Annotated in this window: 1 protein-coding gene; it reads left to right on the forward strand. The window is 53.4% G+C overall.

What is annotated here, in order from left to right; all coding sequences use genetic code 11:
- On the forward strand, positions 1 to 253 hold a 253-nt coding region (locus tag K9U40_RS23780; RefSeq protein ID WP_282892519.1), incomplete at its 5' end, for an NAD(P)/FAD-dependent oxidoreductase.
- Positions 254 to 451: the final 198 nt, after the last annotated feature.

Genomic DNA, 451 nt, shown 5'->3' on the forward strand with positions numbered 1-451 from the left:
CATCAAGGTCAGCCATGCCTGGGCAGGCGTGATGGATGTCACGCCTGATGCTGTCCCCATCATTGACAAAGTTCCGGGCCTTGAAGGAGCCTGGATCGCTTCGGGATGCTCTGGCCACGGCTTTGGCCTGGGTCCCGGTATCGGTCGCCTTCTCGCCGACAAGTTGCTCGATCGCGGGCTCTCTGTCGACCCTGCACCATTCCGCTGGGATCGTTTGGCCGGAACGCCAAGGGGTTCCACAAAAAGTCGCTGAACAAACGTCATCCGTAATCCACTGCCAACAGCCATTCATCGGCTGCTTACAGACACCACCGCCGCCGTCTTATTTATTCAAAGGAATCATCATGACAGAACTTAATATAATCAAGCTCAAGTCCGGATCGATATATGAAGAAACAGAGAGTTATTCGCGGATAGTCTGCATTGACAACCTAGTTCTCGTCTCGAACAC

Source organism: Xanthobacter autotrophicus (genome assembly GCF_030015065.1).
Taxonomy (GTDB): domain Bacteria; phylum Pseudomonadota; class Alphaproteobacteria; order Rhizobiales; family Xanthobacteraceae; genus Xanthobacter; species Xanthobacter autotrophicus_D.